Source organism: uncultured Arthrobacter sp. (genome assembly GCF_947493765.1).
Lineage (GTDB): Bacteria > Actinomycetota > Actinomycetes > Actinomycetales > Micrococcaceae > Arthrobacter_D.
The window spans coordinates 1-24374 of the sequence record NZ_CANLSZ010000008.1; the positions used below are offsets into that span (position 1 = coordinate 1).

Annotated in this window: 23 protein-coding genes, 2 tRNA genes and 1 pseudogene; 16 read left to right on the top strand and 10 right to left on the bottom strand. The window is 68.0% G+C overall.

Annotated features, from left to right (window positions below):
* The 4 genes and pseudogenes from Q0747_RS11395 to Q0747_RS11410 form a co-directional block, all read left to right on the top strand.
* Nucleotides 1-191, top strand: a pseudogene (locus tag Q0747_RS11395) (transposase); the annotation flags it as partial.
* Between the two features lie 80 nt (nucleotides 192-271).
* Entirely contained in the window at nucleotides 272-1438 is a 1167-nt protein-coding gene (locus Q0747_RS11400) for a toll/interleukin-1 receptor domain-containing protein (RefSeq protein WP_298254719.1), read from the top strand.
* An 80-nt stretch (nucleotides 1439-1518) separates the two neighbouring features.
* Nucleotides 1519-2355 (top strand): LuxR C-terminal-related transcriptional regulator, encoded by an 837-nt coding sequence (locus Q0747_RS11405; RefSeq protein WP_298254721.1) that lies wholly within the window; start codon nucleotides 1519-1521, stop codon nucleotides 2353-2355.
* 39 nt (nucleotides 2356-2394) lie between these two features.
* Nucleotides 2395-3984: a type I restriction-modification enzyme R subunit C-terminal domain-containing protein gene (locus Q0747_RS11410; protein ID WP_298254723.1), complete on the top strand. Its 1590-nt coding sequence runs from the start codon at nucleotides 2395-2397 to the stop codon at nucleotides 3982-3984.
* Nucleotides 3985-4081: 97 nt separating this feature from the next.
* On the opposite strand, the gene Q0747_RS11415 is transcribed toward Q0747_RS11410, so the two are convergent.
* Nucleotides 4082-4498, bottom strand: coding sequence for a hypothetical protein (locus tag Q0747_RS11415; protein WP_298254725.1), 417 nt, complete (start codon nucleotides 4496-4498; stop codon nucleotides 4082-4084).
* A 7-nt stretch (nucleotides 4499-4505) separates the two neighbouring features.
* Nucleotides 4506-5675 carry an amidohydrolase gene (locus Q0747_RS11420; RefSeq protein ID WP_298254727.1) on the bottom strand — a complete coding sequence of 390 codons (1170 nt, stop codon included), beginning with the start codon at nucleotides 5673-5675 and terminating at the stop codon, nucleotides 4506-4508.
* 173 nt (nucleotides 5676-5848) lie between these two features.
* Here Q0747_RS11420 and Q0747_RS11425 point away from each other — a divergent pair, with 173 nt between their 5' ends.
* The 5 genes from Q0747_RS11425 to Q0747_RS11445 all read left to right on the top strand — a co-directional run bounded on the left by Q0747_RS11425 (nucleotide 5849) and on the right by Q0747_RS11445 (nucleotide 10431).
* Nucleotides 5849-7159 carry a glycosyltransferase 87 family protein gene (locus tag Q0747_RS11425; RefSeq protein ID WP_298254729.1) on the top strand — a complete coding sequence of 437 codons (1311 nt, stop codon included), beginning with the start codon at nucleotides 5849-5851 and terminating at the stop codon, nucleotides 7157-7159.
* A complete protein-coding gene (locus Q0747_RS11430; RefSeq protein ID WP_298254731.1) occupies nucleotides 7156-7812 on the top strand; it encodes an MOSC domain-containing protein in 657 nt (218 codons plus the stop codon). The genes Q0747_RS11425 and Q0747_RS11430 overlap by 4 nt, the downstream gene beginning before the upstream one ends.
* 359 nt (nucleotides 7813-8171) lie before the next feature.
* A complete protein-coding gene (locus tag Q0747_RS11435) occupies nucleotides 8172-10100 on the top strand; it encodes a DEAD/DEAH box helicase (RefSeq protein WP_298254733.1) in 1929 nt (642 codons plus the stop codon).
* 131 nt (nucleotides 10101-10231) lie between these two features.
* A tRNA-Thr gene (locus tag Q0747_RS11440) sits at nucleotides 10232-10303 on the top strand.
* Between the two features lie 54 nt (nucleotides 10304-10357).
* A tRNA-Met gene (locus Q0747_RS11445) sits at nucleotides 10358-10431 on the top strand.
* Between the two features lie 136 nt (nucleotides 10432-10567).
* Here Q0747_RS11445 and Q0747_RS11450 read toward each other — a convergent pair.
* Together Q0747_RS11450 and Q0747_RS11455 are read right to left on the bottom strand one after the other, a co-directional pair.
* Nucleotides 10568-11236, bottom strand: coding sequence for a hypothetical protein (locus Q0747_RS11450; protein WP_298254735.1), 669 nt, complete (start codon nucleotides 11234-11236; stop codon nucleotides 10568-10570).
* 45 nt (nucleotides 11237-11281) lie between these two features.
* On the bottom strand, nucleotides 11282-11911 hold the full coding sequence (locus tag Q0747_RS11455) for a bifunctional 2-polyprenyl-6-hydroxyphenol methylase/3-demethylubiquinol 3-O-methyltransferase UbiG (protein WP_298254737.1): 630 nt from the start codon (nucleotides 11909-11911) through the stop codon (nucleotides 11282-11284).
* 201 nt (nucleotides 11912-12112) lie between these two features.
* Between Q0747_RS11455 and Q0747_RS11460 the strand changes: the two genes are divergently transcribed.
* From Q0747_RS11460 to Q0747_RS11490, 7 genes are all read left to right on the top strand, one after another.
* On the top strand, nucleotides 12113-13441 hold the full coding sequence (locus Q0747_RS11460; protein ID WP_298254739.1) for an ATPase: 1329 nt from the start codon (nucleotides 12113-12115) through the stop codon (nucleotides 13439-13441).
* Between the two features lie 156 nt (nucleotides 13442-13597).
* Entirely contained in the window at nucleotides 13598-14647 is a 1050-nt protein-coding gene (locus tag Q0747_RS11465) for an ATP-dependent DNA ligase (RefSeq protein ID WP_298254741.1), read from the top strand.
* A gap of 47 nt (nucleotides 14648-14694) precedes the next feature.
* Nucleotides 14695-15711, top strand: coding sequence for a DUF2797 domain-containing protein (locus Q0747_RS11470; protein ID WP_298254743.1), 1017 nt, complete (start codon nucleotides 14695-14697; stop codon nucleotides 15709-15711).
* A gap of 54 nt (nucleotides 15712-15765) precedes the next feature.
* Nucleotides 15766-15996: a hypothetical protein gene (locus Q0747_RS11475; protein WP_148599375.1), complete on the top strand. Its 231-nt coding sequence runs from the start codon at nucleotides 15766-15768 to the stop codon at nucleotides 15994-15996.
* Nucleotides 15997-16073: 77 nt separating this feature from the next.
* Nucleotides 16074-16523: a MaoC family dehydratase N-terminal domain-containing protein gene (locus tag Q0747_RS11480; RefSeq protein ID WP_298254746.1), complete on the top strand. Its 450-nt coding sequence runs from the start codon at nucleotides 16074-16076 to the stop codon at nucleotides 16521-16523.
* A gap of 2 nt (nucleotides 16524-16525) precedes the next feature.
* Nucleotides 16526-16966: a MaoC family dehydratase gene (locus tag Q0747_RS11485; RefSeq protein ID WP_298254749.1), complete on the top strand. Its 441-nt coding sequence runs from the start codon at nucleotides 16526-16528 to the stop codon at nucleotides 16964-16966.
* Nucleotides 16963-18051: a UDP-N-acetylmuramate dehydrogenase gene (locus tag Q0747_RS11490; RefSeq protein ID WP_298254751.1), complete on the top strand. Its 1089-nt coding sequence runs from the start codon at nucleotides 16963-16965 to the stop codon at nucleotides 18049-18051. Before Q0747_RS11485 ends, Q0747_RS11490 begins: the two co-directional genes overlap by 4 nt.
* 208 nt (nucleotides 18052-18259) lie before the next feature.
* On the opposite strand, the gene Q0747_RS11495 is transcribed toward Q0747_RS11490, so the two are convergent.
* The 6 genes from Q0747_RS11495 to Q0747_RS11520 form a co-directional block, all read right to left on the bottom strand.
* Complete coding sequence (locus Q0747_RS11495) at nucleotides 18260-19378, bottom strand: N(5)-(carboxyethyl)ornithine synthase (RefSeq protein ID WP_298254753.1); 1119 nt, start codon at nucleotides 19376-19378, stop codon at nucleotides 18260-18262.
* A gap of 262 nt (nucleotides 19379-19640) precedes the next feature.
* Nucleotides 19641-20120 carry a hypothetical protein gene (locus Q0747_RS11500; RefSeq protein ID WP_298254755.1) on the bottom strand — a complete coding sequence of 160 codons (480 nt, stop codon included), beginning with the start codon at nucleotides 20118-20120 and terminating at the stop codon, nucleotides 19641-19643.
* Between the two features lie 1004 nt (nucleotides 20121-21124).
* Nucleotides 21125-21553 carry a hypothetical protein gene (locus tag Q0747_RS11505; protein ID WP_298254756.1) on the bottom strand — a complete coding sequence of 143 codons (429 nt, stop codon included), beginning with the start codon at nucleotides 21551-21553 and terminating at the stop codon, nucleotides 21125-21127.
* Between the two features lie 236 nt (nucleotides 21554-21789).
* Nucleotides 21790-22929, bottom strand: coding sequence for an aspartate-semialdehyde dehydrogenase (gene asd, locus Q0747_RS11510; protein ID WP_298254758.1), 1140 nt, complete (start codon nucleotides 22927-22929; stop codon nucleotides 21790-21792).
* Nucleotides 22930-23031: 102 nt separating this feature from the next.
* On the bottom strand, nucleotides 23032-23592 hold the full coding sequence (locus tag Q0747_RS11515; protein ID WP_298254760.1) for a dihydrofolate reductase: 561 nt from the start codon (nucleotides 23590-23592) through the stop codon (nucleotides 23032-23034).
* Complete coding sequence (locus Q0747_RS11520) at nucleotides 23589-24368, bottom strand: thymidylate synthase (RefSeq protein WP_298254933.1); 780 nt, start codon at nucleotides 24366-24368, stop codon at nucleotides 23589-23591. Before Q0747_RS11520 ends, Q0747_RS11515 begins: the two co-directional genes overlap by 4 nt.
* Between the last annotated feature and the right edge of the window lie 6 nt (nucleotides 24369-24374).

A 24374-nucleotide genomic window follows, 5' to 3' on the forward strand; every position in this document is an offset into this window, starting at 1 on the left:
GCCGGCTTGGCCGGACCTTAAAGCAGCGGGCCACTGATGTCCTCGCGTTCTTCGACCGCCCCGGCACTTCGAATGGCCCCACAGAGGCCATCAATGGGCGACTCGAGCACCTACGCGGATCAGCCCTCGGCTTCAGGAACCTCGCCCACTACATCGCCCGTAGCCTGCTCGAATCCGGCGGTTTCAGACCCGGCTACACCTTGAAATCGGATGAGCCACCAAAGCTCATCCGTTGCTTTACATCACTAAGTACTTGTGGGAGGTTCGGCGTATGACGAGTTACGCGAGCGCCGCCTCCCAGATTCAAGCCTTCATCAGCTATGACCATGCTACCGATGACGACCTCCAGTTCGTCGAGCCGCTACACATCAGCTTGGTGAAGATGATTAAGGCAACTCATGGCCGTGACGTACAGATCTTCAGGGACAAGACCGGCATCAGATGGGGCGACCCTTTTCAGGACGCTATCAAGAGTGGTCTCACAGGCGCCAGCGTCCTCTTCGTGATAGCTACTGTGGCGTACCTGGAGAGTGAGAACTGCCGAGACGAGTTCAATACGTTTCTGAACGCAGCTAACGCGAGCGGCTCGAAGGATCTCAAGCGCCTGATTCTGCCGATCATGCCAATCAACGCACCGAAGGTCTTCAACGTTGATGCGGAGGATACGATTGCTCGTGAAATCGCCAAGATTCAGTACGAGCAGATTGAGGATGCAGTTCTCGACGGCCCAGGGTCCCCCACTTGGAAGCACGCCATGGTTAGGCTAGCTCATCGATTCGTGGAAGTCGTAGAAGCGGCGGAAGCCGCTATAGCTGAGTCTTCTACTGCGGAGTTGAAGCCTGCTTCGCCTAAGAAGGGATTAGCTGCGACAGGAACAAGCAGCGATCATGACAACGATGAAGAAGACTCTGAAGACGACCGCGGCATCATGGATGCGATCCTCGACATCCATGATGACTTGGCCGAGGTGACTAATCTTGCAGAAAACATGACCGCCAACATGACCGCTGTTACTACCGCAGCATCGAGTGTCAGGTTGGACAACGTCAGCGATCCCCGGGAACTCGGAGTCAAGCTCCGAACGATAGCAGCGAAGATGTCCGGCCCAAGCAGTGCACTTGGGGAGGAAGGCGCGCAGATGCGCGATCGCGTGAATAAGATCGACGTCAGCCTCCGCCGGATGATCATGATTCAGGTCGAACTCGATAACCAACCAAAACTGATGAAAGACCTTCAGGAGATTTCCGACAACTTGCAGGTCATCAACGGCGTTGATGAGCAGATGGAGGCCCTCCTCAACAGCATGAGACAGGCCGAGTTGGCCTCCAGTGCCGTGAGGCGGTCACTACAGCCCATGAGGTCCGGGTTAACAGCGTTCAGAGACGCTGCGCGGATTATCAAGCAGTGGGGTCCCCAGATGGTCGACGATATTTACTGAGGCTGCAAGGTGAATGAAGAGATTGACGGTCGGGCAAAATTTGCTGATATTATCTCCTCAAGCGGTATCGGAGGAGAGATTTGAAGATTTTTATTAGTTGGTCCGGAGACCAGAGCAAGGCTGTCGCGAAGTTATTACGGCCTTGGCTTAAGAAGGTATTGCAGGCCACCGACCCGTGGATGAGCGATGAAGACATCGCACCGGGCACGCGGTGGGCTGAGCGAATCGCTAAGGAATTGGCAGTCACGGATTTTGGAATTTTGTGCGTCACGGCGGCAAACAGGAATTCAGAGTGGCTTAACTTCGAAGCAGGAGCGCTGTCGATGGCAATTAGCGACACAGAACGTCACGTGGTTCCGCTCCTTATCCGATTCGAGGAGAGAGGCGACCTTGGTTCCGGCCCCCTCTCCACCCTCAACACACTGGTATTTAAAAAAGATGACATGTTGAAACTTGTCGAAACCATCAATCGCCAACTAGCAACGATGGTCGAAGCCGAAAATCTTCGGGAATCATTTGAGGCATTCTGGCCCGCACTAGACACGGCGGTGCGCTCAATCCACATCGAGCACGCACCAAAGCCACCAGAGAAAAACGACAACGCTTACCTGCAGGAAATTCTTTCTTACGTCAAAGACATAAGTCAGCAGCAGTCGGACGTGCGACCAAAGAACCTCACTAGCATTACTAAGCCTGACGTTGATTCAGAATCAGGTCGTCTCACACCTCGGGAAACAGAGATAGCGGAGTTGGCCGCCCGGGGACTCACTAATCGTGAAATAGCTTCTGACTTGGGCATCAGCTCCCGGGTCGTTGAGGGACACCTCTACCGAATCTACACGAAACTAGAAGTCAATAGGCGGGACGAACTGGTCATGATGTTGCACGAATCAACTGATACCGGTGAAGACCGCTGACTGTTGGGGTCTGATAGACGGGCTCTTCTTACCTGACTCGTGCCACTTGATGATTTCGTCGCGGTCGGGGTGGACTTTTCGGCCATTTTTCGGGGTCTTGGTGGGCTGAGTGACACACCCCGGGGCTCGTTAGAGTTCGCGAAGAACAACCGGCATGCCGAATACATCGCCACACGCTTCGACAAGAATTACCCGCACCTCAAAGGACACTTCGCCCGGGTGGTCACGTATCAGGTGAACTACGCACAGAACCTCATCGACGAGTTCTCGCGCCGCGACGCCGACCCTCACATCGCGATCTCCGTGGACATGCTGGACACGGGCATCGACGTCCCCGAAGTCGTCAACCTGGTCTTCTTCAAGATGGTCCGGTCCAAGACCAAGTTCTGGCAGATGGTGGGCCGCGGCACGCGCCTGTGCCCCGACCTCTTCGGCCCCGGCGAGGACAAGGAGGACTTCCTCATCTTCGACCTCTGCCGCAACGTCGAATACTTCAACGCCGGCATGCCCGGCAATGAAGGCTCCCTCGGCAAGTCCCTCGCGGAGAGCACCTTCGCCACGCGCGTGCGGCTGCTGCGTACGACGGCGGACCTCGCCTGGGATTCCGGCTCCCCCTTCGTCGTCAAGCTGCAGGAGTCGTTGAAGCACACCGTGGGCAGGCTGCCGCTGGAGAACTTCCTGGTGAGGCCTGCCCGGAAATGGGTGGAGAAGTTCACGGAGGAATCGACCTGGACGTCCCTGGACGGCGAGGACTTCGATGCGCTCGAGACCGAGGTGGCCCGGCTGGCATCCATCGGCGCCCTGCCGGACACGGAGGAGGCCAAGCGCTTCGACTATCTTGTATTGCGAACGGAACTGGCAGCACTCCAGGGGAGCCCCATGGGTCCGTTCCGAACGAAAGTGCAAGCGGTAGCCGCCGCATTGCAGGACCAGCCGGACGTTCCCGCCATCGCAGCGCAACTGCCGCTGATCGAGGCGATCCTCGACGACGCCGAGTGGGAGTCCGTGTCAGCGGGGTGGCTGGAGGACATCAGGCTCCGGCTCCGCGAACTCGTTCACCTGATCGAGAAACGCAAGCGGCACGTCGTCTACACGAACTTCCTGGATGAACTCGGCGAGCTCGAAGAAATCGACCTCGCAGGGGCATCGAACGGCCATATGGACCCTGCCCGCTACCGCGAGAAGATCCGGCTGTACCTTACCGGTCACCAGGACCACGCCGCCATCCAGCGCCTGCGCCGGAACAGGCAGCTCACAGCATTGGACCTCTCGGAGCTGGAACGCATCCTGCTGGAGAGCGGCCTCGGCTCGCGGGAAGATCTCGACAGGGCCGCGGCCGAGGGGCTCGGGCTGTACGTGCGGTCCCTCGTGGGCCTGGACCGCGACGCCGTGGAGGAAGCGCTGGCTGAATTCGTTGCGAATACCACGCTGACAGCCCAGCAGCTCGATTTCCTGCAGGTCCTCACGAACCACCTCGTCGACAACGGAACCGTGTCCCCGGGCGCGTTGTTCGACTCGCCCTACAATGAACTGGCTCCGGCAGGCCCCGATGTTCTCTTCGGCGAGGAGGGCGTCGTCAGGCTCTTTGGTGTCCTGCGAGCCATCGAGAGCCACGCACGCGTGAGCTGAACGGAATCGCAGACGGGAACCGACCAGCTTGCTGGCACCCATCAGCGGCTCCGTCTTGTAGGTGGGCGTGAGCAATGCCTCCGCGCCCTGCAGGATGCTAGCGCGAGCCTGGCAGTCTGAACCGCTTCTTCGCCTTCGGCTGGGTGAGCTGGAAGTAGTCGCTGCTCTGCGGCAGCCACATGAGCAGCACGGCGACGAGCATGGCCCCGGCGATCAGGGACAGGCCCGGCGTGCCACGGACCAGGATCGGCACGCCCATGAGGATGCCGATGGTGCTCAGGACCTCGCGGGCGCTCCTCCTGCCCCGGCGCAGCGGGAGCAGGAGAAGCAGCTGCAGGACGGCGAGCGCGCCGAAGAGTGCGCCAAGCCCGATGGATCCCGCCCGGTCGAGATCCTGCACCGCCGCCGAGCCCACGAAGGTCGCGGCGGCGACGAGCAGGAGCACCGCGATCGCGAGCCACAGGATCACCGCCGCACGCAGCGTGAAGGGTCGCGGCGGCAGGACCCGCGCCAAGGGGAGGCTAGCCCCGCGGAGCGACGGTGCTGCTGCCGCTCCCGGTGTCGTAGGAGTAGACCTCCGTGCCGCCGATCCACACCTGCAGGGCACGCTGCATGACGTCGAGCGGGTCCCCGCTCCACAGCACCAGATCCGCGTCCTTCCCGACGGCGAGCGAACCCAGTCGGTCGGCCAGCCCCAGCACCCTGGCCGGGTTGATGGTGATGGACCGCAGGGCCGTCTCGCGATCCAGCCCCTCCTTGACCGCGAGCGTGGCCTGGTGCACGAGGAAGTTGATCGGGATCACCGGGTGATCGGTGATGATCGAGATCTCCACGCCCGCCTTCGCCAGCTTCCCCGGATTGGCGATCGATCGTCCACGCAGCTCCACCTTCGACTTCGTGGTGAACAGCGGACCGATCAGCACCGGGGTACCGCGCTCCGCCAGGACGTCGGCCAGCAGATGCGCCTCGGTGCCGTGGTCGAGCACCAGGTCGTAGCCGAACTCGTCGGCGAGCCGGATCGCGGTGGCGATGTCGTCTGCGCGGTGCGCGTGCTGGCGCCAGGGGATCTCACGGCGCAGCACCATGGCCAGGGCCTCGAGATGCGGGTCGCGGGCGTTCTCATCGGCCTTGCCCAGGTAGTTCTGCGCCTTCATGAACGCCTCACGGATGACCAGCGCCGTGCCGAGCCGGGTGGAGGGCGTCTTGCCCTTGTCGCCGTAGACGCGCTTCGGGTTCTCGCCGAGCGCCGACTTCAGGCCGCTGGGGGAGCGCAGCACCATCTCCTCGAGATAGCGCCCGTGGGTGTGGAGGGCCACGGCCTGTCCGCCGATGGGGTTGCCGGACCCGGGATTGACGTTCACCGTGGTCACGCCGCCGGCCAGGGCGTCGTCGAACCCCGGATCGTACGGGTTGACGGCGTCGATGGCCCGGACGCCCGCCATGTTGGGGTCGGTCATCTCGTTGGTGTCGTCGCCGGCGGAGCCCTCGCCTTCCTCGTGTGTTCCGAGGTGCACGTGGGCGTCGACGAACCCGGGCAGCAGCCATTTGCCTGCGGCGTCGACCACGGTGGCGCCGTCGGGCACGGTGACCGAGGCGCCCAGGGCCGAGATGCGGCCGTCCTCGACGAGGACCGTGCCGTCGAAGGCATCCCCGTCGATCGGGACCACATGGGCGTTCGTGATGGCTGTCATGGTGCTGCCGTTGGGGGAGGACATCGGTGGATCGGCCTTTCCTGGAGGGGTGGGGTGATTTCCACCATATCCGCCCGCGACCTCCCACCCTGAGGCGGATGCCTACACTGGATGAGCTGTGGCCCCGGGTTTCGAGGGAACAGCGACAGACACCGGTTCCTCGGAAGGACAGCATGAGCCAGCGCGGTACCCCGATGGCCGTCCGGGCGCTGGGCGTCGTCGGTGCGCTGGCCGTGGCGGTGGCGCTGATGTCCTGGGCCTATGCCTGGGCCGATGTGATCGGCCTCGACTTCAGGGTCTACCGGATGGGCGGACAGTCCGTGGTCGACGGCGACGGCTCGCTCTACACGCGGTCCTTCGGGGAGGGGGAGGGCTCGCTCCTGTTCACCTACCCACCGTTCGCGGCGCTGGTCTTCACCGCCCTGACGCTCGTGAGCGCGGAGACTGGCGCCGCCCTGTTCGTGGGCCTGTCGGTGGTCGTCGCGGCCGTGACCGCCCTGCTCATCACGCGGTACCTCGGAGGGTTCCGCACCAGCACCGCGGTGCTCGCGCATCCGGTGGCGCTGCCGCTCGCCATCGCCGGTACCGGGCTGATCTGCCTGCTCGGCCCCTGGCGCGAGACGATGGCGTTCTCCCAGATCAACATCCTGCTCTTCGCCATGATCGCCGCGGATCTGCTCTCGGGCCCGCACCGCCGGGTGCCCACCGGGCTGCTGACGGGGATCGCCGCGGGCATCAAACTGACGCCGCTGGTCTTCGGCCTGTACTTCCTGGTGCGCGGGGAATGGAAACAGCTGTTCACCATGGCCGCTGGCTTCTTCGGCACCATCGCGGCCGGCTTCCTCTTCCTGCCGTCCGAGTCCCGCACCTACTGGCTGCAGATGCTCCGGGACACCGGGCGGATCGGAGGTGAGGGCTACGTGGACAATCTCTCCGTCCGGGGCGCCATCCTGCACGTCATGGGCCCCGATTTCCCCGCCACCGTCCCGTGGCTGCTGATCTCGCTGCTGCTCGTGGCGGGCGCCGCCTACGTCATCCGGTCCGGCCGTCGTCGTGGTGACCGGTTCACGCCGATCGCGATGACGGCGCTGCTCATGCTGCTGATCTCCCCGATCTCCTGGTCCCACCACTGGGTCTGGATCGCCGTCGTCCTGGCGGTGCTCGCGGGTCAGGCCGCCGGACTGCCGGTGGCACTGCGCGCCTACCGGACCGCGGCGGCGGCCCTGTTCGTCATCGCCCTCGTGGTCTTCGTCTACTCGCCGAAGACCATCGGCCTGCTCCTCGGGGCGGAGGACCTGAACTCCCAGGCCACCACCGGCTGGCTCGTCGCCTCCAGTGCCGGTGTGCTCTGCGCGCTGGCCATCACGGTGTTCTGGGTGCTCCTGACCCGCGCGCTGCGGCCCGGGGGTCTTCCCGACGCCGGGGTGGACGGTGGACCGGTGGCAGCCGGAGCGCACGCGGCCGTACCCGGGGTGGCGCGATGACCTCCGGCACCCTGCTGGCCGTCTGCCGCGTCCATGATCTGCGCCCCACGAAGGACGCCACCGGCGTGACCGCCATCGACAAGCGCGCGGTCGAGGGGCCTGTCACCGTGCACCCGCTGGGCCTCAGCGGCGACGTCCAGGCCAGCAGGAAGCATCACGGCGGGCCGCTGAAAGCCGTCTACGCCTACGGACAGGACGACGCCGACTTCTGGACGCAGCAGCTGGGACGGGACGTGAGCCCCGGCCTGTTCGGCGAGAACCTGCGGGTCGCCGGGATCGATGCCTCCGGGGCGGTCATCGGCGAGCGCTGGAGCATCGGGGAGCAGGTGGTCCTCCAGGTGACCATGCCCCGCACACCCTGCAGCAACTTCGCCCGGTTCCTCGGCGAGAGGGCCTGGGTGAGGCGGTTCTCCGAGGCGAACCGGGTGGGCGCCTACCTCTCCGTGGTGTCCACGGGCAGCATCACGGCGGGGGACGCCATCCGCGTGGAGGATGTCCCCGCGCACGGCGTCACGGCGGCGCAGGTCTACACCGGGCTCGACCGGGAACAGGCCGAGGCTCTCCTCGCCGCAGCGGCGGACGATCTCGTGACGCTCACCCCACAGGTCCGCCGGTCCGCGCAGCGCGCCCTGAGGCTGCCGTCCTCCACCTGACGTATCCGGGGCCGCCCAGGGGCACGTGCGCAACGTCACCCCCGGAGGACGCCCGTGTGCGGACCAGGCGGACGGACGTGCCGTAGACTAGGATCATCCCCCACACCGGTATTCCCGTCATGTCCGACCAGTAGGTCAGGATTCGTTGTGTTGGGGCTCGGAGCGCAGACTCGCGAGCAGATTCATCAGGGAGCGCCGGCTAGAGAAAAGTCGCACATCGCGAGTCACACGGACTCGCATCGATGTGGGACGAGGAGTCCCGGCGCGGGATTGAAACAGCGCCGGACTTCCATGTTCATCCGGCGCTTCGGGCTTCCTCCCGCAGGGCCGGCCGGCACCTACCTGGAGGACTCATTCCCGTGCCTGAAAACCTGACCGAGCAGATCACCGACACCACATCAGCAGCCGAAGCGGCACCGGCGGACTCCGCCCCGACGACGGGTGCCGCAGCCGTCGATGACGGCGTCGACATCCTCTTCACCGACCTCAAGCTCGACGGCCGCGTGCTCGCGGCGCTGTCCGACGTCGGCTACGAGAAGCCCTCTCCCATCCAGGCGGCAACGATTCCCGCGCTGCTCGACGGCCGCGACGTCGTCGGCCTCGCGCAGACCGGAACCGGCAAGACGGCGGCCTTCGCCATCCCCGCGCTGTCGAAGATGGCCGAACTCGCCGACATCAACGGCGGGCCCAGCAAGAACACGCAGGTCCTGGTGCTCGCACCGACCCGCGAGCTCGCGCTCCAGGTGGCGGAAGCCTTCACGTCCTACGCCAAGCACATGGACGGGTTCACCGTGCTTCCCGTCTACGGCGGCTCGCCCTACGGCCCGCAGCTCAACGGCCTCCGCCGCGGCGCGCAGGTTGTCGTCGGCACCCCGGGCCGCGTGATCGACCACATCTCCAAGGGCTCGCTGGATCTGTCCAATCTCGAGTACGTGGTGCTCGACGAAGCGGACGAGATGCTGCGCATGGGCTTCGCCGAGGACGTGGAGCAGATCCTCTCCTCCACCCCGGACGAGAAGCAGGTGGCCCTGTTCTCCGCGACGATGCCCCCGGCCATCCGGCGCATCGCCAAGAAGTACCTGAACGATCCGGCCGAGATCTCGGTCAAGGGCAAGACGACGACGGGTACGAACACGCGCCAGCGCTACCTGCAGGTCATGGGCCCGCACAAGCTGGACGCGCTGACGAGGATCCTCGAGGTGGAGGACTACGACGGCATCATCGCCTTCGTCCGCACCAAGATGGCGACCGAAGACCTGGCGGACAAGTTGCGTTCACGGGGCTTCTCGGCCGCAGCCATCAACGGAGACATCCCCCAGCAGCAGCGCGAGCGCACCGTCGAGGCCCTGCGTGACGGCAAGATCGACATCCTCGTGGCCACGGACGTCGCAGCCCGCGGTCTCGACGTGGACCGCATCTCGCTCGTCGTGAACTACGACATCCCGCACGACACGGAGTCCTACGTGCACCGCATCGGCCGCACCGGCCGCGCGGGCCGCTCGGGGGACGCGATCCTGTTCATCACGCCGCGGGAGAAGTACCTGCTCCGCTCCATCGAGAAGGCCACGCGCCAGCCCGTCGAGCAGATGCAGCTCCCGTCCACCGCGAAGATCAACGAGCTGCGCCTGGGCAAGTTCGCCGACAGGATCACCCAGACCCTGTCCGGTGAGGACGTCTCCCTGTTCCGCGAGCTGATCGCGAACTACGAGCAGGAGCACGACGTTCCGGCCAGCGAGATCGCCGCGGCGCTCGCGGTCATGGCGCAGGGCGGCCAGCCGATCCTCGTCCAGGACATCCCGGTTGCCCCGGCAGGTCAGCGTGAGCGGGCCGAGGGGCGCAAGGACGGCTTCGGGTCGCGGGGCCCCACGCGGACGCTCACCGAGGGCAACGCCACCTACCGCATCGCGGTGGGACGTCGCCAGCGCGTGATGCCCGGATCCATCGTGGGCGCCATCGCCAACGAGGGCGGGCTCTCCTCGGCGCAGATCGGCGGGATCGACATCCGCGCCGACCACAGCCTGGTGGAGCTCCCGGCCGATCTGTCCAAGGACCAGCTGCGCGCCCTGTCCCGCACGCGCATCGGCGGCGAACTCATCCACCTCGAGCTCGACAAGGGCCGCAAGCCCGCCGCCGGGCGCGGTGCGGGCGAGTTCAAGAAGCCTTTTCGGAAGGACTACCCGAAGCGCGACGGCGACACCCGGTTCTCGGGCGACGCCACCCGCAAGCCGCGTCAGGGCAAGGGTGCCGGCGCCGGCACGGGCCGCTCCAGCGCGCAGTCCGAGCAGTAGCAGGAACGACGCCGGCTGGGCCGTGCGGAAGCCGTGAGAGACGCAGCTTCCGCACGGCCCGCGGGCCCCTCCCTCGGAGCGGCCCGCGATTTCGCTCCACCGGCGGAGAACTGGTAACGTAACGTGCTGTTGCCCCCCTAGCTCAGTGGTAGAGCGCGTTCTTGGTAAGAACGAGGTCACCGGATCGATTCCGGTGGGGGGCTCATGAATGAGAGGCCCGTGACGATCCTCGGATCGGTGCGGGCACCCTCATTTACGGCGGTGTAGCTCAGCTGGTTAGAGCGCACGACTCATAATCGTGAGGTCCCGGGATCGAGTCCCGGCACCGCTACAGAGGGAAGGCCCCGGAGCTCGTGCTCCGGGGCCTTCCGCGTTCCATGATGAGTGTTCCACGGTGAGTCTTCCATGGTGAGTGTTCCACGGTGTGCGTTGTATCGGGTGCCTTGTATCGGGTGCGGGGGAACCCGCTACCGATCGCTCGTCGCAGCGGGCTTGCTCTTCGACGTCGACGTTGACGTTGCCGCTTCCCTGACGGACTGCGGTGTCTCGCGACCGAGCTGCTCGTCGAGTGCCACGCGCAGCCGCGCCTTGGCGGCGCTGACGCGCGGGGTGTCGGCCGGTCGTCGGTAGCCGGGCTGCCCGTTCGGCGCTGGTCGTGCATGCGCTGTGTCGGTCATCGCCATGCCCTTCGGCTGTTGCGTGCCGCCCCCGGTGTCCGGCACCGTCGTCGGGCCGTCCAGCACGGCGACGGGATCGGCCAGCGGGTCGCGCGCCCAGATGGCATCGAGGATCAGGCGGTCCTCCTCCGTGGCGAGCTCGCTGTGGGACAGCCGGAGGAGGGCCTCCACACCTGCTTCCTGCCGTACCGGATCGAGGGAGGTCGCCGCGTCGATACCCCACTGCGTGCGTCGCCACCACTCGGCGCGGTCGTCGGCCCGCCTCCTCTGCTCGAGTGCCGCGCGATCCGCCATGGCCCGCTGGCGCAGTGTCGCGAAGGCGGTGATCGCAGCCAGCACCGCGGCGAGCAGGACGGCCAGGGGCGCCAGGGCTCCGACGATCTCCCACCACTGCGGGCCCCCGGTGACGATCTCCACGGTGATCGGATCGGGCGGCAGGGTGGCGGTCAGGACGTCCATGGCGCCAGCCTAGCGGCCGGTCCTCCTGCTCCGACGGTGCGGCGCTCACCGTAGGCGGACGGCGTGCAGCACTGTGTCGCGGACGTCCACGGCCTGCCCGTCCGGCCCCCGTTCCGTGCGCGCCCGGGACTCGCTGATCCTGATGTCCCAGGCGTCGTCGAGGAGCCCGGCGATCTGGTCCGGAGTGTAGAACAGCTCGACCCGCGCCGGCCTTCCGATGCCGGTCTCGAGATCCGAGGGATGGTGGGCGACCACCAGGAGCGAGCCGCCCACTCCCACGAGGGTGGCGAGCGCGCCGAAGACGCTCGAGCGTTCCGGATCCGCGAGGTGCAGGAACTGCGCGGACACCAGATCGAGGTCGGTCGGGAGGTCGGGGGAGGCCGACAGATCCACACGGCGCCAGGTGAGGCGGTCGGCGACGGCCGGGTCCAGCTCCCCGGTGTGCGCACGGGCACGGGAGAGCGCCACGTCGGAGACATCGATGCCGAGGACGTCCCAGCCGCGCGTGGCGAGCCAGATCGCGTCCGCTCCCTCTCCACACCCGACGTCGAGCGCCGTCCCCGGCCTAAGATCTCCCGCCACCGCGACGAGCTGCCCGTTGGGCTCACCGCTCCACACCTGCGGGCGCTGCCGATAGCGGTCGTCCCAGAACTCCTGTGTGGCTCCGAGCTGCATGGTGTGTCCTTCCTCGGCGGTCCCCGTCCGCAGGAACCCTCCGCGGCCTGCTCCGCTCCATCATGGCCCCTCCGCGGTGCGTCGGGGGATCCGCGGAGAAGTTTCCCCTCCACCCCTACACGTAGCCCGATGCTGCCACCTAGGATGAGCGGACTATCGATGCGCGCCCGGTGCACGGGCCCCGACGGGGAAGCAGCCGCGATGACCTACGACGAGTCCGTCCGCACGACCGAGGACCCACCTGGCGCCGCACGGCGACGGAGGAGCCACGACGGCGATCCGCCACGCTTCGCGGATCGCTTCACGGACGGGGAGGGCGGGAGGAGTCCCGTGCCCGACGACGTGCCCGAGGTCGTACGCGCCGTCGTACCCGCCGATGCTGCACCGTTCGCTGGCCGGCAGACGGCCGATGCTCCGCCGGTCCGGGATACGCCGGCCGGAGCGCCACCGACGGCCGATACGCCGGGCCGAGAGGCACCGTCCCCTGACACCCGGACCGCCGGCTCCCTGCACGTCGTGGCACCGCTGCAGCCCGACCCTGCGCTTCGAGCGCACCCTGACGATCCACCTTCGACGGCTCCGGCCACAGCCCCGACCGGCCTGCGCCCCAGGGAGGGGCGGCGGTCGTTCCTCGCCCCCGACGACGTCGTCGTCCCCGCCGAGACGGGCCTGCGCGGCTTCCTGGCGGGGCTCGGCATCCGGCTGCAACCCTCGGCGAGGGAGCGTGCGGTGAGGGCGGACATCGCCGCGGTGAGTCGGCACTGGCCGGGTCCGCGCACCATCGCGGTGGTGAACGGCAAGGGAGGGGCCAACAAGACCCCCACCGCGGTGCTGCTCGCGGCGGTCTTCGCCCGCAACGGTGGTGGACCGGTGCTGGCCTGGGACAACAACGAGACCCGGGGGACCCTCGGCTGGCGTACCGAGCAGGGGCCGCACGAGGCCACCGTCCTCGATCTCCTGCCGCAGACCGACGCCCTGCTGGCCCCGTCCGCCCAGTCGGCCCTCCTGGCGCGGTACGTGCATCATCAGACGGCCGACAAGTTCGACGTGCTCCGGTCCAAGCCCGCCGTGCTGGCCTCCGAGCAGAAGATCACGGCAGCGGACTTCGATGCCCTGCACGAGGTCGCCTCCAAGTACTTCCGCCTCAACGTCGTCGACTCCGGCAACGACGAGACGGCCGAGCGGTGGCTGCGCATGATCCATCACACGGATCAGCTGGTGATCGCGACCACCACGCTCGAGGAGCATGCAGAGGCAGGAGCGCTCCTGCTCGAGGCCCTGCGGGATCGCGGAGGTCGCTACGGCGACCTGGCACGGCAGGCCGTGGTGATCGTCAGCCAGTCGGACAAGAACGGCAGTCCGGCCCGGAGCCGGGCCATGGCGGACGGGTTCGACGAGCTCGCGCGGCGCTCGGTGATCATCCCGTTCGACGTCGCGCTGCTCAAGGGGCGCATCCGCTTCAGCGCCCTGAGGCCGGTCACGCAGCGGGCCTGGCTGCAGGCCGGGGCCGCCGTGGCGGAGGGACTCTGACGCGGTCCCCGGCTTGCGCGATCCTGGACACGGGCTGCTCACCAGCCGCGATCCCGGTGACCTCGAGGCCTGGAACGACAGGCTCCGTGCGGAGATCGCGGAGGGTCCGCACGAGGGTCGGGCCCGGAGGGAGCGGGGATGCGGCAGGATCAGCACATGACCGATCTGCCCTTCCCCCTCAGACCCATGCTCGCCAAGGCCGTCCGCGACGTCCCCGAGCCGGACGGCGTTGCGGGCGGTCTGGTGTACGAGCCGAAGTGGGACGGGTTCCGGGCGATCGTGAAGATCGAGGACGGCACCTGCGAGATCGGCAGCCGAGGCTCGAAGCTGCTCACCCGGTACTTCCCCGAACTCGTCGGGGCGTTGCTCCGGAATCTTCCGGACCGGTGCGTCGTCGACGGCGAGATCGTCATCCGGCAGGGCGACCCGGGAGCCGAGCGGCTCGACTGGGAGGCCCTGTCCCAGCGCATCCACCCCGCGGCGAGCAGGATCAGCCTGCTCGCCGAGCAGACGCCGGCGTCGTTCGTGGCCTTCGATCTCCCGGCCCTCGGTGACGACGATCTGACCGCAGTCCCTTTTGCCGAGCGGCGAAAGGCGTTGGAACGCGTGGGTGCGGCGTTCTCCGCGCCGGTCCACCTGTCGCAGACCACGCGCGACGTCGGGCTGGCGCGGCGCTGGCTGGTCGAGTTCGAGGGAGCCGGCCTGGACGGAGTGGTGGCCAAGCCGCTCGGCGCGGCGTACGAGGCGAACAAGCGGCTCATGCTCAAGATCAAGCACCACCGCAGCGCCGACACGGTGGTGCTCGGCTACCGTGTGCACACCTCCGGGCGGGGTGTCGGGTCGCTGCTGCTCGGCCTGTACGACGACGACGGCGAACTGCGCAACGTGGGCGGTATTTCGGCGTTCCCGGACGCGCGGAGGCTCGCCCTGATCGAGGAGCTCGAGCCCGACGTGATGCGCGACGACGACGGCGAGGTGGTCCGCGGGGCCACGGAGCGCAATCGTTTCGCGTCCGCGAAGGACGTCTCCTTCGTCCGGCTGCAGCCGCGCCGCGTCGTCGAGGTGCGCTACGACCAGATGGAGGGCGCCCGCTTCCGGCACACCGTGCAGTTCGAGCGGTGGCGCCCGGACCGCGAGGCGCGCTCGTGCACCTTCGAGCAGCTGGAGATCCCCGCAGCGTACGACCTCAGCGAGGTGCTGGCCTGAACCCCACGCGGAGTCCGGACGGGGGAGGGCGCCCCTACGCTGGGGACATGGAACAGACGTACCTCTGCAGCGGCGTGGACTGGCGTGCCGACGCCCCCGTCCTCTCCCTGCACCAGATCCTGCCGGCCCGCACCGCCCCGACGGGTGCGGCCGGGCAGCCCGGGGATGAGCAGACCGCGGCCGGTCCGACCGCGGGTGAGCGGACCGCGGCCGGGCACACCGCGGGTGAGCGGACCGCGGCCGGTCTGTCGCTCGCACCGGGCGTCAGAGTGGCGTTCGAGATCGCGGCCGAGGGCAGATTCTGCCTCGGGTTCCACCGGGTCCACGACCGGGACGAGCGAACCCAGGTGCCGTGCGAGGACCAGCTGCCGGCCGAGCGCGGCTACCAGTGCGGGCGCTGCTTCGCGCAGGACGACCTCCGCTTCATGCACGACTTCCACCGCTCCGGGATCGCACCGGCGGGTCTCAAGCGCTACCTGGACCAGCCGCACTGGCTCTATGTCGCGACCTTCGCCGACGGGGCGTCGAAGGTGGGCACGGCGTCGCACCTGCGGAAGCAGGCACGGCTCGTGGAGCAGGGCGCGGTCCTCGCGCAGTACGTGGCCTATGCGCGAGACGGCCGCGTGGTGCGGATCCTGGAGGACGAGGTGACGCGCTCCGTCGGGCTGCAGCAGGCTGTGCGTTCCGGGGCGAAGGCCGCAGCGCTCTGCGCGCCGCTACCCGCCGCCCAGCTCCAGGACATCAACGACGGTTTCGCGCTCGCCGCCCGCGGACTGCTCGCGGGAGGCATCGACGTGGACGGCTTCGAGGTGGTCCGGGAGGAGTTCGTGCCGCCGGTGGCCGACGTCGTCCTCGGCCACAGCGGACTGCAGCCCTACCCCGAGCCGCTGGGAACGGGTCGCCATGGCTTCACGATCCGCGAGGTGCTCGGCCCCTCCGCCCTGGTCTCGATCGACGGCTCCGCGCTCGTGTTCGTCGCCGATCTCGCCCAGCTCAAGGGGCGGCGTCTGGCCTTCGGAGATTTCGCCACCGGGGTTCCCGCCGTCCAGGAGTCGCTGTTCTGAGCAGCACGCGCAAGGTCCGGGACGGTCGCGGGACGACGACGGTAGAATCGGGCCATGCTGAATACGCCCTGGGAGACCGGCTCGGACCTGTACCGCAAACTCGTGGTCTCCGCACTCGTCACGACGGCCGTCGGCATCCTCGTCGCCGTCGTCGGTGCCGGGACAGCCCGGAACAACCTGGTCTACACGGGTATCGCGGTGATCGTGGTGGGTATGAGCTGTCATGTGGCCGGCATGGTCATCCGGTCCCGCGACCTCAGGCGCCGCATGAAGAACCGGGGCTGACCCCGCGTCGGACGCCGCACCATCATTCACAGCACCACCATCGATCCCAGCATCACATCGTTCCCATCGGAGGACCCATGACCATCGCCCCGGACCTGCAGGGACGAAGCTACCCGGCGGCAGAGCCCTACTCGGTGGGACGGGAATCCGTCCGCGACTTCGCCCGCGCGGTGAAGGCCACCCACCCCGCACACTTCGACGTCGCTGCCGCCGCGGCCCTCGGCCACGCGGACCTCGTCGCACCCCCGACCTTCGCGATCATCGTCGCCCAGCGCGCCGATGCGCAGCTCATCGCCGATCCCGACGCCGGGATCGACTTCACCCGCGTGGTCCACGCCGACCAGCGCTTCATCCACCACCGCCCCATCCTCGCCGGCGACGAGCTCGTCGCCGAGCTCCACGTGGACCATGTGCGCGCGATGGGCGGGGGAGCGATGATCACCACGCGCGCCGAGATCTCCACCGTGGACGGCGCGCCCGTGGCCACGTCCACCTCATCCATCCTCGTCCGCGGAGAGGGCCAGTAGTCATGACCGTGTCAGTCACCACGCTCGAGGTGGGTCAGTCGATCGGCTCCACCACCGTCCACGTCACCCGGCAGGATCTCGTGCGCTACGCCGGTGCGTCGGGGGACTTCAACCCGATCCACTGGAACCAGTCCTTCGCCGAGGGGGTCGGCCTTCCCGGGGTGATCGCCCATGGCATGTTCACCATGGGCGCCGCCGTCCAGCTCGTCACCGACTGGGCCGGCGACCCTGCCGCCGTCGTCGACTACCAGACGCGGTTCACCAAGCCGGTGGTGGTCGAGGACACCACCGCCGAACCGGGCGAGCCGGGAGCCGTCGTGGAGGTGGCCGGGACGGTGGGTGCGATCGACACGGACGCGTCGACGGCGCGCATCGACCTCACGGTGACCGCGGCCGGCCAGAAGGTGCTCGTGAAGGCGCAGGCCGTGGTGAGGCTGCCATGAGTGCCTCGACGACCGGGACGCGGCTCGCCGATCTCACCACCGCCCGTGTCGGCGGTCCCGCGGGCACGCTCGTGGAGGCCTCGACCGAGCAGGAGATCGTCGACGCCGTCCGCGCCGCCGATGCCGCCGGCAGCCCCCTGCTGATCATCAGCGGCGGGTCGAATCTGCTGATCGGCGACGACGGCTTCAACGGCACGGTGGTCCACATCACCTCGACGGGCTTCACCGTCAACGACGACGACGCGACGTGCGGCGGCGTCATGGTGAAGGTGCAGGCCGGCCAGGACTGGGACGAGCTCGTGGAGTACACCGTGCTGCACGCCTTCTCCGGGCTCGAGGCGCTCTCCGGCATTCCAGGCTCCACCGGTGCCACCCCCGTCCAGAACGTCGGCGCCTACGGATCCGACGTGTCCCAGACCATCGCGACGGTGCGCACGTTCGACCGCCGGACCGACCGGATCAAGAGCTTCACGAACTTCGAACTGGGCTTCGGCTACCGGGACTCCCTCCTCAAGCGCAGCACCGTCGAGGGGTCACCGCGCTACGTGGTGCTCTCGGTCGAGTTCCAGCTGGCACTGGGCCGCATGAGCGCACCCATCCGGTACGCGGAACTGGCGCGGGTACTCGGCGTCGAGGCGGGCAAGCGGGCCTACTCCAACGACGTGCGCCGCGAGGTGCTGCGCCTGCGCGGGGGCAAGGGTATGGTGCTGGACGCCCCCGACCCGGACACCTGGAGCACGGGTTCCTTCTTCACGAATCCCATCGTCGCCGAGGACGTGGCTGCCGGACTGTCGGCGGATGCACCGCGATTCCCCGCCGGGGAGCACCGGGTGAAACTCAGCGCCGCCTGGCTGATCGAGCACGCGGGCTTCGGCAGGGGCTTCGGCCTGGCCGACGACGACGGCTATGCCGCCGCGGACGGGCGGGCAGCACTGTCCACGAAGCACACGCTCGCCCTGACCAACCGCGGCGGCGCGTCCACCGACGATCTGCTGGCTGTCGGACGGCTCGTCAGGGACGGCGTCGAACGGGTCTTCGGGATCCGGCTGGAGCCGGAGCCGCTGCTCATCAACTGCGCGCTGTAGCCACCCGTCGGCGGCGCCCGCCGCTCGGAGCCTGCTGCCGGCCGGGGCCTGCCGCTGGCCGGCGCGGCGCCCGTGTACTGGCGCGGTCCTTCGCTGGCCGGCGCCCGCCGGCCGGGGCTTGCTGCTGACCGGCACGGTGTCCGTGGACTTGCGCGCTGCTGGGTGGTCGGGCCCATCTTCGCCGGATACGGGGGTCGTGCCGCAGGAGCTAGCTCCGCGGGTGGGGATACTCCGCAGTCCGGCCCTGGAAGGCGAGGATGCTCGGGTTGCGGATGACACCCTCACTGATCTCCACCGCGTACCGGAGGACGTCGTCGTTCTCCCACGCCGTGGGTCCGTCGAGGACCGTCCGGAGATAGGGCAGGAGCGCTTCGCTGACCTCCCAGGTGGCGGAGTCCCACAGGTACGACGGGCTGTGGTCCACGCCGTAGTAACGGACGTTGTTGCCGACCCGGAACATCGGATCGTCGAACGACGTGGGCCGCGCCCAGCTGAACCCCATCCCCTCGTCGCAGGAGACGTCCACGATGAGCGTGCCCGGGGCGAGGGACGGCAGGTCGGAGTCGACGAGGAACATGACCGGTTCGTTGGGATCCTGCAGGATGCAGTTCACGATCAGGTCGTGCCCGGCGAGGAAGCCGGCCAGCGGTACCGGGCCGTTCTCCTCGAGCACCACGCTGTTGCGGGAGTCCGCGGCGTCGTGCTCCACCTGCAGCATCCTGGCCGAATGGATGGGGGACCCGACCGCCGTGACCCCGCGTCCGGTGAGGACGTCGACGTCGTGGATGCCCTGGGCGTTCAGCGCCGTGACCGCGCCGCGCGCCGTGGCGCCGAAGCCGATCACCACGGCGTTCAGCTTCCGGCCGTAATCGCCCGTGGAGCCCACGAGCTGCAGGGCGTGCAGCACGGAGGAGTAGCCGGCCAGCTCGTTGTTCTTGTGGAAGACATGGAGGCTGAACGCGCCTGCTGCGGTCCAGTGGTTCATGGCCTCGAAGGCGATGAGGGTCAGGTGGCGGTCGATCGCGTGCTGGGTGAGTTCGGCGTCCTGGACACAGTGCGGCCACCCCCACAGCACCTGGCCCTCCCGCAGCTGCGCGACGTCCGACGCCAGGGGCTTGGGCAGCAGGATCACGTCGCTCTCCGCGATGAGCTCCTCGCGCGTCGCGAAGCCGCCCACGAAGGGCGCGAGTTGCTCGTCCGGCACCCCGAAACGATCGCCGTACCCGTGCTCCAGCCGGATCCGCTGCTGCAGATCGTCGTCGATCCGGGAGAAGTGGTGCGGGTGGATGGGCAGCCGGCGCTCATTGGTCTTGCTTGAATGCGCCATAATTCCGAGGCTGAGCTGATTCACGCGTGCTCCTTCTGGTTACCCCCTGTCTAGCACGTCGGGGCGAAGCAGACGAGCGTCTCATGCGTCGGACTGCCTGGGCGGCCCGGGCGGGTACCGGCGGGGTATCGGGCTGCCCGGGTGGGTATCGGGGGGGGGGTACCGGGCTGCCCGGGTGGGTACCGGCGGGGTATCGGGCTGCCCGGGTGGGTACCGGGGAGCTGCCGGTGAGCTGTTGCGGTCGTCGGCGGCTCGACGGCCGTCAGCTGACCCGGCGAGACCGACGTCGTTCGATGGCCGCGGCGAGTTCCGTGGGGGCGTCGGTGGAGACGAGGACACTGGTGCTACCGGTCGAGATGCGCACTGCCGGTCCGCCGACCAGATAGCCGGTGGTGCTGTTCGGCATGATGCGCAGCCCCATGCCCGAGCCCAGTCCGGTCGCCTTCGCCGGCTGCACGCCGTCGATCCGGTGGTAGGGGATGGAGGTCCTGAAGGTGCGCGCAACGCTGATGCTCAGCTCCTCGGCGTCCAGGCGGACCACCGCCTGCATCATGACCGTCGCGACGAAGAGCAGTGCCATGAGGGCCCCGAGGATCAGTCCGATCCCGTTCAGTCCGCCCGCCATCATGCCTGCGGTGACCGAGATGGTGGACGCGGCCCCCAGGACCAGGAACCCTATCCGATACTTGAGCGGCATTCCGACGTGGAACGTCTCGGCGGCCCTCTGCTGGTCCTGGTCCATGTGTTCATTCTGGTGACGGACTCCTGCCGCGTCCACCAGGAAGGCCTCGTGGTCGTGTGTGCGTGTCGCTCCTGCTGCTCCCTCCCGGCCTGCTGCTGCTCCCTCCCAGAGTTCGGGGTCCTGCAGTGGGATCGAAGGTCCTCCGCTGTTCCACACCCCTTCCGCCGGCCGCTCCCTCCCACTGTTCGGCGTCCTGATGTGGGGGTGAGCGCTCTATCCCAGCGTTCGGGGTTGTGCAGTGGGATCAGAGGTCCTTCACCGCTCCCTCCCAGCGTTCGGGGTTGTGCAGTGGGATCGAAGGTCCTCCGCTGTTCCACACCCCTTCCGCCGGCCGCTCCCTCCCACTGTTCGGCGTCCTGGTGTGGGGGTGAGCGTTCAATCCCAGCGTTCGGGGTCCTGCAGTGGGATAGACGCTGCTCTCTCTGCTCTTTCCCAGCGATGGGCGTCGGTTGGTGGGATCGGCGGTTCTCCACCGCCCCTTCCTCCGCTACCGCCCCTTCCTCCCAGCGTTCGGGGTTGTGCAGTGGGATCAGAGGTCCTTCACCGCTCCCTCCCAGCGCTCGGGGTCCTGCAGTGGGATCGAAGGTCCTCCGCTGTTCCTTCCGCCGCTCCCTCCCACTGGTCGCGGCCATGGGGTGGGGGTGAGCGTTCAATCCCAGCATTCGGGGTTGTGCAGTGGGATCGAAGGTCCTTCACCGCTCCCTCCCAGCGTTGGGGACCCTGCGGTGGGATCGAAGGTCCTCCGCTGTTCCTTCCGCCGCTCCCTCCCACTGGTCGAGGCCATTGGGTGGGGGTGAGCGCTCTATCCCAGCGTTCGGGGTTGTGCAGTGGGAAGGAGCGCCCTCCCACTGGTCCTCCCCAGCGATGGGCGTCGATGGGTGGGATCGGAGCCCCTCCATCACCCCACCCCGGCATCGGGGGTCGTGCAGGGGGGAACGAGAGCTCCGACAGGCGCGCCACCGCACGGAATACGCCACCCGCACTCCGACGGACCGGCCGTAGGGCTAGATCGCGGGGGTGCGGCGGGCCTGCTCAGCGGCGGCCCGGGTGAGGACGACGTCGTCCCAGCTCAACTCGCGCTCGACGAGCTGGCGGGAGCACAACCACTGGGCCAGGCGCGAAGCGACGCTGATCTGGGCGAGCCGATCGTGGAAGTCGGGCAGGAGGTGCGGCTGTGCGAGGAAATCGGGCAACGCATGCAGCAGCGCCGGTGCACCCATGACCTGGGAGAAGGGGCAGGCCGTCCCGAACTGGCGTTCGAGGGCGAGCAGGTCCTGGTCCTCGACGGTCAACCGGGTCCGGGCGCTGTCCTCGAGATATACCCGGAGGTGGTCCTGGACCCGTTCGTAGCGCAGCAGACTCTCCGGATGACGGACGTGGGAACTCGACGCGAAGAAGCGCCGAAGGATGGTGTCTGCGTTCACGGGATCCATGCGGTCATCCTGCCGCTGCCCACCGACCTTTTGCTCCAGGAGCCGTGGCGGAACTTCAGGTGGCCGGGCCACCAGGACCGGTGCGAGGCGCCGACGCCGCATCCTCGGCGGCCCTGCAGCTTCGGGTCCACGGCCGCCCGGATGACGTCATCGCCCTGCGGGCCTCGGTGCACAGTCCCGTGCCGGCCCGGCTGCCTCGAAGTACGGACCGGCCCGCGTTCCGTCGGTCCGGCCGCCTAGAGGTTCCCGGTCGCGATCAGCAGCATGCGGCGCAGCGGTTCTGCCGCTCCCCACAGCAGCTGGTCCCCCACGGTGAAGGCGCTGATGTACTCCGGCCCCATCTCGAGCTTGCGGATGCGGCCCACCGGGATCTCCAGCGAGCCCGTGGCCGCAATGGGGGTGAGACCGGCCACGGTATCGACCTTCGTGTTCGGGATGACCCGGACCCATTCGTTGTCGGCCGCGATGATCTCCTCGATCTCGTCGACGGGCAGATCCTGCGTGAGCTTCAGGGTCAGGGCCTGGGAGTGCGAGCGCATGGAGCCGACGCGGACGCACAGGCCGTCGAAGGGGATGCGCGTGTCCGTCCCGAGGATCTTGTTCGTCTCCGCTCCGGCCTTCCATTCCTCCTTCGACTGCCCGTTGCCGAGATCCGCATCGATCCACGGGATCACGGACCCGGCGAGCGGCACCCCGAACTGCGTGGCGTCGAGGCTCGGGTGGCGCTGTTTCGCGAGGATGGCCCGGTCGATGTCGAGGATCGCCGAGGCGGGGTCGTCGAGATTCACGGCCACACTGCTGTGGAGGGCGCCGAACTGGCTCAGCAGCTCACGCATGTGCCGGGCGCCTCCACCCGACGCCGCCTGGTAGGTCATGGAGGTGCCCCACTCCACGAGGCCGTTGCGGAAGAGCCCGCCCAGACCCATGAGCATGCAGGAGACGGTGCAGTTCCCGCCGACGAAATCGCGGACACCGCCTGCGAGGCCTGCGTCGATGACGGACCGGTTGACCGGGTCGAGCACGATCACGCTCTGCTCGTCCATCCGCAGCGTCGACGCGGCATCGAGCCAGAGCCCGTCCCACCCGGCGGCACGCAGCCGGGGATGGACCTCTGCGGTGTAGTCGCCGCCCTGGGCGGTCACGATGATCGGCAGGGTGGCCAGGGTCTCGACGTCGTACGCGTCCTGCAGCACCCCGGCACCGTCGGCGAACGACGGCGGGGCACCACCGGCAGCGGACGTGGAGAAGAAGATCGGGTTGATGCGGTCGAAGTCGTTCTCGTCCTGGAGGCGCTGCATGAGGACGGAGCCCACCATGCCGCGCCAGCCGACGAACCCGACGGACGGCAGGGCGGAGGTCGCGGGTACTGAAGTCATGGGCACCAGCTTAGGCGTGACGCCCGGTCCTACCCTCCTTATGACGGAGGGACGGAGGGCCGGGCACTGACGGATTTCGACCGGGGCCGGACGACGGCGCGGCTACGGCCGGCGGGTCCAGAGGCTGATGCGGTACCGGGAGCCGCTCGAGGACTCCAGCCAGCCCGTCTCGGGGGTGAGTGCGGCGAGCGCCCAGTCGGCGTCGAGGGACGGCGCCATCGTGTCGCCGTCCTCGGCTGACTCGATGACGGTGACGAGTGCGGCGTTGGCCAGCGCCATGGCGTCGGCGTAGACCTGTCCGCCCCCGATGATCCAGATCTCCTCCGCTCCCGGGCTCGCCCCGGCGGCCTCGATGGCGGCCTCGAGGGATCCGACGACGACGGCGCCCGGGAACGCACCGGGTTCGGAGCCGGAGATGACGATATTGGTGCGGTCGGGCAGCGGCCGGAATCTCTCCGGAAAGGACTCCCACGTACGGCGGCCCATGATCACGGGATGGCCGATGGTGGTGGCCTTGAAGTGCGCCATGTCCTCGGGCACGTGCCAGGGGATTCCGCCGTCCCGACCGATCACGCCGGCCTCGGTCTGCGCCCAGATCATGCCGATCACGGGGGAGGACCCGACGGCGTCGGGCACGCTCAGGCTGTCGGCCGCTGCACTCATACGGCCACCGGTGCCTTGATGGTGGGGTGGTGCCGGTAGTCGATCACGGCGAAGTCCTCCAGGGTGTAGTCGAAGATGCTCGCGGGTTTCCGGGCCAGCTCCAGGCGCGGGTAGGGGTAGGGCGTGCGGGAGAGCTGCTCGCGGACCTGCTCCACGTGGTTGTCGTACACGTGCACGTCGCCGCCGGTCCAGATGAACTCGCCGGGCTCCAGACCGGTCTGCTGGGCCACCATGAGGGTCAGCAGGGCGTAGGAGGCGATGTTGAACGGTACGCCGAGGAAGGTGTCGGCGGAGCGCTGGTACAGCTGGCAGGAGAGCCTGCCGGGCGCGCCGTCGACGCCGGGGCTCACGTAGAACTGGAAGAAGACGTGGCACGGGGGCAGGGCCATGGACTCCAGTTCGGACACGTTCCATGCCGAGACGAGGTGGCGCCGCGAATCGGGTGTGTCCTTCAGCGCCTCGACCACCTGCGCGATCTGGTCGATGTGGCCGCCGTCGGGCGTGGGCCACGAGCGCCACTGGACGCCGTAGACCGGGCCGAGCTCGCCGTCGTCGTCCGCCCACTCGTTCCAGATGGAGACACCGCGTTCCTGGAGCCAACGGACATTCGAGTCGCCGCGGAGGAACCAGAGCAGCTCGAGCGCCACGGACTTGAAGTGCACGCGCTTGGTGGTGATCAGGGGGAAGGACTCGGTCAGGTCGAAGCGCAGCTGGCGCCCGAAGACACTCCGCGTGCCGGTGCCCGTCCGGTCACTCTTGGCGATGCCGTTGTCCATGACGTC

Coding starts and splice junctions, on each gene's coding strand:
- Q0747_RS11505 (WP_298254756.1), bottom strand. CDS start 21,553: ATGGATCCCGTGAACGCAGACACCATCCTTCGGCGCTTCTTCGCGTCG.
- Q0747_RS11485 (WP_298254749.1), top strand. CDS start 16,526: ATGACCGTGTCAGTCACCACGCTCGAGGTGGGTCAGTCGATCGGCTCC.
- Q0747_RS11400 (WP_298254719.1), top strand. CDS start 272: ATGACGAGTTACGCGAGCGCCGCCTCCCAGATTCAAGCCTTCATCAGC.
- Q0747_RS11450 (WP_298254735.1), bottom strand. CDS start 11,236: ATGGACGTCCTGACCGCCACCCTGCCGCCCGATCCGATCACCGTGGAG.
- Q0747_RS11455 (WP_298254737.1), bottom strand. CDS start 11,911: ATGCAGCTCGGAGCCACACAGGAGTTCTGGGACGACCGCTATCGGCAG.
- Q0747_RS11475 (WP_148599375.1), top strand. CDS start 15,766: ATGCTGAATACGCCCTGGGAGACCGGCTCGGACCTGTACCGCAAACTC.
- Q0747_RS11460 (WP_298254739.1), top strand. CDS start 12,113: ATGACCTACGACGAGTCCGTCCGCACGACCGAGGACCCACCTGGCGCC.
- asd (WP_298254758.1), bottom strand. CDS start 22,929: ATGACTTCAGTACCCGCGACCTCCGCCCTGCCGTCCGTCGGGTTCGTC.
- Q0747_RS11500 (WP_298254755.1), bottom strand. CDS start 20,120: ATGGACCAGGACCAGCAGAGGGCCGCCGAGACGTTCCACGTCGGAATG.
- Q0747_RS11490 (WP_298254751.1), top strand. CDS start 16,963: ATGAGTGCCTCGACGACCGGGACGCGGCTCGCCGATCTCACCACCGCC.
- Q0747_RS11515 (WP_298254760.1), bottom strand. CDS start 23,592: ATGAGTGCAGCGGCCGACAGCCTGAGCGTGCCCGACGCCGTCGGGTCC.
- Q0747_RS11470 (WP_298254743.1), top strand. CDS start 14,695: ATGGAACAGACGTACCTCTGCAGCGGCGTGGACTGGCGTGCCGACGCC.
- Q0747_RS11430 (WP_298254731.1), top strand. CDS start 7,156: ATGACCTCCGGCACCCTGCTGGCCGTCTGCCGCGTCCATGATCTGCGC.
- Q0747_RS11465 (WP_298254741.1), top strand. CDS start 13,598: ATGACCGATCTGCCCTTCCCCCTCAGACCCATGCTCGCCAAGGCCGTC.
- Q0747_RS11495 (WP_298254753.1), bottom strand. CDS start 19,378: ATGGCGCATTCAAGCAAGACCAATGAGCGCCGGCTGCCCATCCACCCG.
- Q0747_RS11420 (WP_298254727.1), bottom strand. CDS start 5,675: ATGACAGCCATCACGAACGCCCATGTGGTCCCGATCGACGGGGATGCC.
- Q0747_RS11425 (WP_298254729.1), top strand. CDS start 5,849: ATGAGCCAGCGCGGTACCCCGATGGCCGTCCGGGCGCTGGGCGTCGTC.
- Q0747_RS11480 (WP_298254746.1), top strand. CDS start 16,074: ATGACCATCGCCCCGGACCTGCAGGGACGAAGCTACCCGGCGGCAGAG.
- Q0747_RS11520 (WP_298254933.1), bottom strand. CDS start 24,368: ATGGACAACGGCATCGCCAAGAGTGACCGGACGGGCACCGGCACGCGG.